Genomic DNA, 10,429 nt, shown 5'->3' on the forward strand with positions numbered 1-10,429 from the left:
ATTAAATGAAAATTAGCATCTGAATTTATACTTTTATTCATAATTTCTATCCTTTTACTCCTCCAACAGTTAGCCCAGCAACGAAATAACGTTGGAAGAAAATAAACAATATAATGATAGGAACGATTGTCATCATCGAGCCCGCAATGAGAATATCATAGTTATTTCCATATGGTGTTAGAAGTGTAGCAAGACCAATTGGCAACGTAAACATAGCATTCGAGCGCAGCACAATTAATGGCCATAGGAAGTTATTCCAGCTCCCTAATCCTAGAAGGATGGCCATCGCAGCTAAGGAAGGTCCCATTAATGGGAACATAATCTTAAAATAAATACCATATTCAGTTGATCCATCAATTCTAGCCGAGTCCATTAATTCCCTCGGAAGACCAAGTGCGTATTGTCTAAAGAAAAAGACGGCAATTGGCGAAACAATAGCTGGTAACATAACGGCCGTATATGTATTAATTAATTTCCAGCCAATCATCATTTGATAAAGAGGTAACATCAAAATTTCAAATGGCACCATCAATATAAACAAAACAAGGATGAAGAAAAAGTTCCTTCCTCTAAAATCATACATAGCTAATGCATATCCAACCATGCTTGAGAAAAATAACGAAAGTACGATCGTCAGGCCTGAAATAATTAAACTATTTCCATACCATCCCCAATATGTCCCTGCTTGTGAAAATATGTAAGTATAGTTTGCTAAGTTTAATGAACTGACGTCGAATGTTAAGCTAATCCCGTTACGCATCAACTCTGATGATGGTCTGAAGGAGGATAGCAATAAAATCAGAATCGGAAACAACGCGATTAAGGAAATGATAACAAAGCTCATATTGGCGACCCATTTTAGTCCCATATTATTGTTTTTCTTCATCTATTCATCACTCCTTTTAAACGCTCCGGTAAGTAACAATTGAATCACGCTTACTATAAAAATAATGATCATCAGGACAACACCAATTGCAGCACCAAATCCCATATCATTTTGTTGAATTCCTTGTTGATAAATATAACCGACTACTGATAAACCAATATTACCCGGTGATCCAGACGTCCAATAAACAAAACTTTCTTCAAACATTCGAAACCCGCCAATAACTGAAATCGTCGCAACGAATATAGTGATTGGTTTTAAGAAGGGAAGTGTAACAAATCGAAACTTTTGTAATCTTGTTGCACCATCTATATCGGCCGCTTCATATAATTCATCTGGAATGTTTTGCAATGCAGCTAGGAAATATAGAATATTAACCCCCATCCAGCGCCAACAACAAAGGACAACCATCAAAAACATTCCTGACCAAGCATGATATTTCCATTCGATAGGTGCAAATCCAAATAAACCAATAATTTGGTTACCTACTGCAGAATTCGTTTCCCCGAACATTAACCGAAAAATCATACCCGCGACAATCGTTGAAGTTAAGGCTGGGAGAAATAAGGAAGCTCGGAAAGTGGTTTTAAATTTAACAAACTTTGAATCTAGCAACACAGCTAATATAATTGGTACAATGACTAATATTACTACGGTTAGGACTACATAAATGGACGTATTGGAAAGTGCTTTATAAAAAGTTGGATTAAAAATTCTGCGATAATTGCTTAATCCAACAAATGTCACCTGCCCGGGCAACACTTTTTGAAAGCTCATCATAATTCCCTTAATTGATGGATAAAAGGTAAAAACTAAAAACGAAAGGACAAATGGTGCAATAAATACATATGGGACGACTTTCTTGGAGTTTAAAAAGGTTAGGAATTTATTAGGACTTTTAACAGGTGGTAATTGAGTCGCTGTACCTCTTGATGTTTCCAACATGGATATCCCTCCTTAGATAGATTAATCGGACCTCAAATTGAATACGCTCTCATTTTTACACGCACATTTTTCACATTGTACGGATAAGTTATTTAAATTAAATTACATTTGTCTCTTCTGAATTTCCCAACGTAAAGTTTATGGATAAACTATTTCTAGGGTTCTTCACAAATCAGCAAAATTGCAAGGTACATTAATATGTGCCTTGCAATTTAGTTTTTTATTACTGCATATTAGCTTCAATCGTTTTTTGCGACTGTTTTAATGCCTCTTCAGCCGTTTGTGTTTGCTGTCGAATTACATTGTTTACTGTATTGGTATTTATTTCTGTTGCGACATCAGGAGTGTATTCCGTGATTTTAACCGGATTAATTTCATCTTTAACCTCTAACAATACATCAAATATGTTGTCCCCGAAGTATTGATAGAACTTATTATCTGCTTTAACTTCATCACTTTCCCAAACATCCCAGCGAGGAGGATCAAAACCTAGAACTGTCCATAATTTGATATTGGCTTCTTTAGATAGTTTCGCGAAAGCTAAAAATTCTTTTGCAAGGTCAGGGTGCTTTGTTTGGTTTGTTACAACTGTACCTGTTCCACCCATACCAGCTGAACGTTTTCCGCCTGGTTCCCAAGCTGGCATTGGACGAACTGCAATTTTACCTTTAAGGTCTGGCATATACTCTATAAATCTACCCATATACCACATCGGCATTGTAATAGCAGCCGCTCCACCCTCATTAAAATACGCATAAAATTCTTCAGCATGTGGTTGACCACCTGGGGTGATTTCAGCAATTTTATGCACATAAAGCATGTCATGTAAGAATTGAAGTGTGTCAATATTAGCTTGATTATCAAGCGTAAGTTTGCCATCCTTATCAAACCAATCCGAGTCACGTTGACTAATCATTGACCATAACGGAATATAGTCATCAGTCACAACGTTGTACATCATAGAATCTGTATTAGCGACTACTTTTTTACCAGCTTCTACAAAATCATCCCAAGTTTTGATTGAATCAATATCGACACCAGCTGCATCCATAATTTCAGTATTATAATACATTACGGAAGCACCGACATGGGTTGGCATACCATAATACTGACCGTCTTTACTGTAAATTTCAAAACGAGATTGAACGTAATTATCTATTTCAGGTTCGACAAATTGATTCATTGGCAGCAGTTGTGGTTCCCCTTGCAAATAGTTAGGGAAACGGCTAATTTCAATATCAACGATATCCGGGGCACCTGTGCCAGATTGCAAGGCTAGTAGTAAGTTGTTGTGCATTTGATCATAAGGGAAGGTTTCCGCCTTCAATTTTATGGGCCTGTCTGGATTCGCTTCATTCCAACGTGGAACTGCATCCTCAAAAAATTCCATGTGCAATGATGCGAATGTCCAGAATGATAATTCAGTCGCATCCTCAACGTCATCTCCAATAACAATCGATTCTTCAGCGCCTTCAGAACCACCTGAACCACCTGAATCACCTGATCCACTTGAACCTTCACCTGCGCAAGCTACTAATAACAAAGCCATTACTCCAAAAAACAATGCTAGCAGACTATTCTTTTTCATCATTTCCCCCCCTATTTTTAAGCGACTGAAAGCACTTACATAATAATTTAAGGTTAACTCCTCCTCCTTTTCAGTTGTTTCTTCATCATAAAGGTGTACAAGTAGCAAAGATGATATTATAACCTGTACGAACATGTTATCACTTGACGGAAATTCAGTCAACTATTTATAGGTAATAATCAGGCAATTTAGATATAACTTATTTCGACATTTTCAAACTTTTACTGCAGAAATCCAGGGTTAATATTATTTAATAATATTAGGAAAAAGAATTTAATAAATGAAAACTTATACGTAACAGTATACATTTCAAAATAAATAATAGATTGGTAGAAGTCTTTCAGGGAGTCTAATCATGTATCATTGCCCATACATAATAGGTAAATGCAAAGATGGAAGGCTAGGGCAACCAAGGGGCATCAAAAAGTTTAATAAGGAAGGGGATATCCCTTCCTCTGTAAAATTTACTTTTTCAAACGAATAACGTTCCAAGACAGTTTTGGCAGGGTTGCTGTTATTCGACCATTATCGTTAGTCGCATTGCCATTATTGTGAGGAGAAACTGCCTGTGATGTTGCAGTATTGACTTGTTTTAAATCATTATTTTCAAGCACGATATGTTCTGCCACTTTATAGCCTTCGAAGTTACGAATATCACATTCTAATAAAAGACTATCTTCTAGATCGCGGTTTACTGCAAAAATTGTAAGTTCTTCATTTTCCTCGTTATAAACAGCCGTCGTATCAAGAACAGGCACATCAGTGAAGTCTTTACTATCATATTTCGGACTTGAAACAATTGGATTCAATACAACCCCTCTTCCGAATTTTGAAGCATGCATGTACGGATAGAAGATTGTTTGTTTCCAAGCAGGCCCTCCAGTTTCTGTCATGATTGGTGCAATAACATTAACAAGCTGAGCCATACATGCAACTTTGACACGGTCAGCATTCTTAAGTAAAGTAATCAACATTGAACCTACTAATAAAGCATCTTCAAAATTATAAATATCTTCAAGTTGAGGCGGTGCGATCGTCCAAGGATCAATTTTACGGTCTGCCGCATTGGAATGATACCAAACATTCCACTCGTCGAATGAAAGATTGATTGTCTTTTTGCTATGTTTTTTCGCTTTAATATAGTCGGCAATTGAAATAACGGATTTAATAAAATCATCCATTCCAAGCGATTGTGCAAGGTAGTTAGCTATATCGTTGTCACGATTTCCGTAATATTGATGAAGAGAAATAAATTCGACGTTTTCATACGTATGGTCAAGGACAGTTGCTTCCCATTCGGCAAATGTCGGCATATTACGGTGCGAGCTGCCGCAGGCGACTAGCTCAATGGATGGGTCGACAAGCTTCATAACCTTTGCCGTTTCATTTGCTAGTCTTCCGTATTCATGTGCGGTTTTATGGCCAATTTGCCATGGACCGTCCATTTCATTTCCGAGACACCATGTTTTAATTTTATGTGGCTCCTTGTAGCCGTGAGAAATACGCAAATCACTGTAGTATGTACCTGATGGATGGTTGCAGTATTCCAGTAGATTTCTAGCTTCTTCAATTCCTCTCGTTCCAAGGTTAACAGCCATATTTACTTCTGCACCCGCAAGCTTTGCCCAATCAACAAATTCATTTGTACCAAGTTCATTCGTTTCAATCGTACGCCAAGCAAGCTCTAAACGGCGAGGGCGATTTTCCTTTGGTCCAATCCCATCCTCCCAGTTATAACCTGATACGAAGTTTCCGCCTGGGTAACGGATTAGAGGCACATCCAGTTCTTTCACTAGTTCGATAACGTCCTTACGAAATCCATTTTCATCAGCCTCTGGATGATCTGGTTCATAAATCCCGCCATAGACAGCTCGTCCAAGATGCTCTACGAAAGAACCATAAATTCGCTTATCTACCTCTGACACTTTAAAATCCTTTTCAACGATCATACTAGCTTTTTTACTGCTCATTTTTTTCATCCTCTCCTTTTTATTAGCAAGACTCATGGGCGTATTTTACGCCCCGAGCCATTTTGAACCGTGTGGATATGGACAAGTGCTTGCTTCGAGCTTTGCTCTATAATGAATGAGACTGCCGCTATGCATACAAGTTGTTCCATATTGTAGAGAAGGGCAGCTATTACACATGTTGAGACGTTTTTCAAATACTTCTTCTGAAACTATTTTTCTGCCTTCTTTTTCGGCGTCTTGTACCAATTCTTGCAGGATTTCCTGTGAAACTATGACATTATGAGTACAACCTTTACAAATACTCATCAGTACTATCTTATTCTACTGCCAGGACAACGACAGACATTGGTGGAAGTGTGATAGATAAGGATTGTTCTTCTTTTTTAACATTCGTAAATTCTGATGGTATTACATTTTCAGGCTGTTCGAATGTATTGTGAGCATTCATTTTATCAGCTGTTAATATACGTCCGCTTACAGTAGCGGATGATAAATCAATTCCGCGCAGATCGATGTCAATATCTGATTGACTTTGATGGTCGAGATTACATAGACTTATATGAATTTTTCCATTGGAATCTTTTGAAGCGGAAACCGTAACTTGCGGCAAAGTCTCTCCATCTAGTTCATAATTTTCAAATGTTGAATCAACCGATAGCAAGGAAGCATCATGGTGAACTTTGAACATTTCAAATACATGGTATGTCGGCGTTAGCAGCATCTTCTCGCCTTCCGTTAAGATCATCGCCTGCAATACGTTAATCGTTTGGGCAATGTTTGCCATTTGTACGCGGTCTGCATGCAAGTGGAAAATATTAAAATGGATTCCAGCTACAAGAGCATCACGAATTGTATTTTGTTGATAAAGGAATCCTGGGTTTGTACCTGGCTCTGGATCATACCATGTACCCCATTCGTCGATAATCAAGCCCACTCGTTTCGCCGGATCATACTTGTCCATAATAGTGCTATGATTCGTGATGAGTGTATCCATATGAAGTGCTTTCTTTAATGTTGTAAACCATTCACTTTCAGGGAAATCAGTTGCAGATCCTTTCCCTGTCCAAAATTCACCCGGAATAGTGTAATAATGAAGGCTTAATCCATCCATCATCCAGTGGGCATTTTTCATTAACACTTCTGTCCAATTGTAGTCGGCAACATTGGCACCGCCTGCAATCTTATAAATGCGGTTATCTCCATAATTACGTACATACGTCTGATAACGACGGTATAAATCTGCATAATATTCTGGGCGCATATTACCGCCGCAGCCCCAGTTTTCATTTCCAACACCGAAATATTTTAATTTCCAAGGCTCTTCGCGGCCATTTTCTATTCGCCAGTTCGCCATCGGAGATTCTCCGTCAAATGTCATATATTCAACCCATTCAGACATTTCTTGTACGGTACCGCTTCCAACATTTCCGCAAATATAAGGTTCCGTTTCAAGCATTTCACAAAGCATCATGAACTCATGCGTTCCGAAGTGATTATTTTCTACAACACCGCCCCAGTGCGTATTGATCATACGTTTACGATTTTCACGTGGACCAATACCATCTTTCCAATGATATTCATCTGCAAAGCAACCGCCAGGCCAACGTAAAACAGGAATGTTTAAATTTTTCAAAGCTTCAAGCACGTCTTCTCGTATTCCATTTGTATTCGGAATCGGTGAATCTTCTCCAACCCAGATCCCTTCATAAATTCCTCTTCCTAAATGTTCTGCAAAATGACCGTAAATATTTTTGTTAATCGTAGCTTTTTCTACATCAGCGTTAATAATGACGTTGTTTCCCATTGATTTCTCCTTTTCGAAAACGTATTGTTTAATAGTATTTCATTTCTTTGTGATCGTTTCATTCACACGGAAATAATCAAAATCAACGAATCCATCACTCGTTTTCGTTGCATAATTAAATAATGCAAATCGATACCCCATAAAATGCGGGATTGTATATTTCATCTGCAAAGGGTTTCCAATCGAATGCCATTCTTCTTCATTCAGACTGTAATAGAAATAAGCCTGATCTATCATATTTTTAAAATCAAAATCTACTTTTAAGTAGGTCCGATCACTATCAATGGGTATCGTTTCGACTTCTTGTTTTTCGTTGGAATTTCCTAAAACCATAACGATATGATGTCCACCACAAGTAGTTTTCACACCAACAAACCCATAGTTTTCTTGTAATGCTGCGAGACCCGCAAAGTCCCCATCTTTCATATGGTTAATCTCTACAGCAACTTGCCCCGAGCACCCAGGCCCAAACGTTCTCTGGGTTAATATGTTTCTAGCATGAAGGATACTGCCGCTTAATCTTCCATTTTTAAGTCTTAAATAACCAGGTCGTTCCGTTAAGGACCAGTATGCGGGATCTGGATTATGATTCCACTGCCATACAAGCGGGAGTTTTAATCCTTGATCTTGTAAAACTTCAATATTTTTTAGATATGAAGGATTACGATTTTCTATGGCTTGATCAAATTCATCAGATGATACAATATCTGGTATGACACTGTTTGCGGAAGCTTGTTTTATATCATGAACATTTTTATGGATCGGCCACCCATCTTGCCATTCAACAGGAACGATAAAAGGGGTTCGCCCTACCGCCCCACAATCCTGAAACAACATCGCATGCCAATCCCCATTGACGGTATCGACAATTCCACCTTGTGCAATTCCAGCATCATCTAAAGCAATGCGTCCCTCATATTTCCCATCAATACTGTCTGATCGGAACATTAATTGCGTGCGCCCTTCTCCCTTTGGCCAAGTAATGAGGAAGACATAATATTGTCCATTTATCTTTTGAATGTGGGCTCCTTCAGCAGGCAACCCAATATTTGGCCCTGTAATCAAACTAGCATTCGGGATAATTACTTTATTAAGCCCACCTTCTTTTACCGCAGTGGCATCAGAAGTAAGCTCAATTACCTTAATATCTCCACCTCCATAAATCATGTACACATGTCCCTTATCAAAAAGCAGGGACATGTCATGATATACGCCTGTAAGGGAGGACTTTTTCCACTTTCCATTTTCAATATCATTCGTTTGAAAAATATAAGTTTGGTCAGCACTGAAGGACGCGACTGCTAAATAAAATGTACCGTTATGAAATCTGAGACTGCTCGCCCATGAGCCTTGTCCATATTCATTCTTTCCATAGTTAAGAAGTTGTTCATCATTTTCTTCCAAGATGTCGTATACGTAATTGACAATTTCCCATTGAATGAGGTCTTCGGATTTCATAATCGGAACACCAGGATTCATATGCATGGTTGTACTAGACATGTAATAAACATCGGCAACTCTAATGACATCTATATCCGGAACATCTGACCAGAGAATGGGATTTTCAACCTTTAATGCAAAACCTTGATAGCCTTGTTTTTCCATTGCAACAACCCTTTTCTATGCGAATTGTTATTATTTATAGAGAAGTCCATTCCAACGAAGTTCATTTTCAAAGGCATAAGTCTTTGTCTCATTGTTAATTAATACAGATTCGATCCCTAGCAATGCGGCAAGATCTTTTAATTGCTCTGCCGTCACGATGTATGAGAAGCCTGAATGATGGGCTCCACCAGCCATAATCCAATTTTCAGCACCTTGGCTGAGTGATGGCTGTGGCTTCCAAAGAACACGAGCAACTGGGAGTTTTGGCATTTCTTTTTCTACTTTTACAGCGTCTACTTCATTGATTACAAGTCGGAAACGATGTCCTAAGTCGATGATCGATGCATTTAACGCTTGGCCGCTCGCTCCATTGAATACGATACGGGCAGGATCCTCCCTGTCGCCAATGCCCAGTGGATGAACTTCAATCGTCGGTTTTGTCTCCGCGATCGTTGGACATACTTCAAGCATATGAGAACCGAGGACCATTTCATTTCCAGGCTCAAAGTGGTACGTATAATCTTCCATAAAGGAAGTTCCTTTCCCGCCTGCTATGATTTTCATTAAGCGCACGAGGGCAGCCGTTTTCCAGTCACCTTCACCAGCAAAACCATAGCCTTGTTCCATTAAACGCTGGACAGCAAGACCCGGAAGCTGCTTCATGCCATGCAGATCTTCGAACGTAGTCGTGAATGCTGTGTAGCCGCCCTCAACTAGAAATGCCTTTAAAGCGATTTCAATTTTTGCTTGATAGCGAATAGCATCTCGAATCTGACCATCTTGCTTTCCTTCTTCAACAATATTGTATTGATCTTCGTATTCCGTCATCAGTTCATCTACTTGTTGTTCTGTCACAGCGTTGATAAGCTGGACTAAATCACCAATTCCATAACCATTCACAGTCCAGCCTAGTTGAATTTGAGCTTCCACTTTGTCGCCTTCAGTAACGGCTACTTGGCGCATATTGTCCCCGAAACGAGCAACCTTTAAGTGTTGACTCTCATTAAAGGCGACTGCCGTTCCCATCCAACCGCCAATACGTTTGCACACATCTTCGCTTTCCCAATGCCCCACAACGACTTTTCGAGTTACATTCATTCTCGAACCGATAAAACCATATTCACGGTCACCATGAGCCGATTGATTCAAATTCATGAAATCCATATCGATGCTGTCCCAAGGAATGTCACGATTATATTGAGTATGTAAGTGGAGAAGTGGTTTTTTTAATGCCTTCAATCCAGCAATCCACATTTTGGCTGGTGAAAAAGTGTGCATCCACGTAATGACACCTGCACAATTTTCATCCGCATTCGCCTCCAAAAACAACCTGCGAATCGCATCAGATTCCTTAACGACCGATTTAAAAACAACCTTATACGGAACAGACCCATCACTATCAATTCCAGCAGCTATTGTTTTCGAATGCTCCTCTACCTGCACGAGCACATCCTCCCCATAAAGCAACTGACTGCCGGTCACAAACCAAAACTCATAAGACCTCGTTTTCAACATAAACTTCACCCTTTCTAATTTGTAATTGTTTGAGTGCCAGGCACCGGAACAACTCTGAAACAATTCTATCTATTTGCAATTGCGGGAATTGATTGGGAGTTGTTTGAGTGCCTGGC

Annotated in this window: 8 protein-coding genes; all 8 read right to left on the reverse strand. The window is 39.1% G+C overall.

Features of this window, described 5'->3' with window-relative positions; translation table 11 throughout:
* Positions 1-46: 46 nt before the first annotated feature.
* Complete coding sequence (locus NQ185_RS15710; protein ID WP_257582937.1) at positions 47-886, reverse strand: carbohydrate ABC transporter permease; 840 nt, start codon at positions 884-886, stop codon at positions 47-49.
* Positions 887-1,831, reverse strand: a complete 945-nt coding sequence (locus tag NQ185_RS15715) for a carbohydrate ABC transporter permease (RefSeq protein ID WP_257582938.1) — start codon at positions 1,829-1,831, stop codon at positions 887-889.
* Between the two features lie 223 nt (positions 1,832-2,054).
* Complete coding sequence (locus NQ185_RS15720) at positions 2,055-3,419, reverse strand: ABC transporter substrate-binding protein (RefSeq protein WP_257582939.1); 1,365 nt, start codon at positions 3,417-3,419, stop codon at positions 2,055-2,057.
* Positions 3,420-3,883: 464 nt separating this feature from the next.
* On the reverse strand, positions 3,884-5,389 hold the full coding sequence (gene arfA / locus NQ185_RS15725) for an arabinosylfuranosidase ArfA (protein ID WP_257582940.1): 1,506 nt from the start codon (positions 5,387-5,389) through the stop codon (positions 3,884-3,886).
* Positions 5,390-5,434: 45 nt separating this feature from the next.
* The gene (locus tag NQ185_RS15730; protein WP_257582941.1) at positions 5,435-5,695 is read right to left on the reverse strand and encodes a DUF6171 family protein; all 261 of its coding nucleotides are present in this window, start codon (positions 5,693-5,695) and stop codon (positions 5,435-5,437) included.
* Between the two features lie 10 nt (positions 5,696-5,705).
* Entirely contained in the window at positions 5,706-7,193 is a 1,488-nt protein-coding gene (locus NQ185_RS15735; protein WP_257582942.1) for an alpha-N-arabinofuranosidase, read from the reverse strand.
* A gap of 39 nt (positions 7,194-7,232) precedes the next feature.
* Entirely contained in the window at positions 7,233-8,798 is a 1,566-nt protein-coding gene (locus NQ185_RS15740; RefSeq protein ID WP_257582944.1) for a glycoside hydrolase family 43 protein, read from the reverse strand.
* 30 nt (positions 8,799-8,828) lie between these two features.
* The gene (araA, locus tag NQ185_RS15745; RefSeq protein ID WP_257582945.1) at positions 8,829-10,313 is read right to left on the reverse strand and encodes an L-arabinose isomerase; all 1,485 of its coding nucleotides are present in this window, start codon (positions 10,311-10,313) and stop codon (positions 8,829-8,831) included.
* Between the last annotated feature and the right edge of the window lie 116 nt (positions 10,314-10,429).

Origin of the sequence: Lederbergia panacisoli (genome assembly GCF_024626525.1) — a bacterium.
Classification (GTDB): domain Bacteria; phylum Bacillota; class Bacilli; order Bacillales; family Bacillaceae_C; genus Lederbergia; species Lederbergia panacisoli.

Coding starts and splice junctions, on each gene's coding strand:
- NQ185_RS15720 (WP_257582939.1), bottom strand. CDS start 3,419: ATGAAAAAGAATAGTCTGCTAGCATTGTTTTTTGGAGTAATGGCTTTG.
- araA (WP_257582945.1), bottom strand. CDS start 10,313: ATGTTGAAAACGAGGTCTTATGAGTTTTGGTTTGTGACCGGCAGTCAG.
- NQ185_RS15715 (WP_257582938.1), bottom strand. CDS start 1,831: ATGTTGGAAACATCAAGAGGTACAGCGACTCAATTACCACCTGTTAAA.
- arfA (WP_257582940.1), bottom strand. CDS start 5,389: ATGAGCAGTAAAAAAGCTAGTATGATCGTTGAAAAGGATTTTAAAGTG.
- NQ185_RS15710 (WP_257582937.1), bottom strand. CDS start 886: ATGAAGAAAAACAATAATATGGGACTAAAATGGGTCGCCAATATGAGC.
- NQ185_RS15740 (WP_257582944.1), bottom strand. CDS start 8,798: ATGGAAAAACAAGGCTATCAAGGTTTTGCATTAAAGGTTGAAAATCCC.
- NQ185_RS15735 (WP_257582942.1), bottom strand. CDS start 7,193: ATGGGAAACAACGTCATTATTAACGCTGATGTAGAAAAAGCTACGATT.
- NQ185_RS15730 (WP_257582941.1), bottom strand. CDS start 5,695: ATGAGTATTTGTAAAGGTTGTACTCATAATGTCATAGTTTCACAGGAA.